The following is a 289-nucleotide window of genomic DNA, read 5'->3' as shown; positions in this document are numbered from 1 at the left end:
AGACATCGCTGTGGCATTGTGGAAAGGCCATTATCGTCATAACCCAGCGCATCCTCAGTGGATTAACCGCGACCGTTTTGTTCTGTCGAATGGCCATGGCTCTATGCTGCATTACTCGTTGCTGCATCTGACTGGCTATGATCTGTCGATGGATGAAATCCGCAATTTCCGTCAACTGCATTCCAAAACTGCAGGACATCCGGAAGTGCACATCACACCGGGCGTAGAAACCACCACCGGTCCTCTGGGGCAGGGCATCACCAATGCGGTGGGTATGGCGCTGGCAGAA

1 pseudogene is annotated in these 289 nt (G+C 53.3%); it reads left to right on the top strand.

From position 1 onward, the window contains the following. Positions 1–289 (top strand): annotated as a pseudogene (locus tag KDM89_RS21795) (transketolase); the annotation flags it as partial.

Source organism: Cognatundibacterium luofuense, assembly GCF_018139685.1.
Taxonomy (GTDB): domain Bacteria; phylum Pseudomonadota; class Gammaproteobacteria; order Burkholderiales; family Burkholderiaceae_D; genus Undibacterium; species Undibacterium luofuense.
The sequence above is the reverse complement of the archived record's forward strand: the minus strand, read 5'-3'. Positions and strand labels throughout refer to the sequence as shown.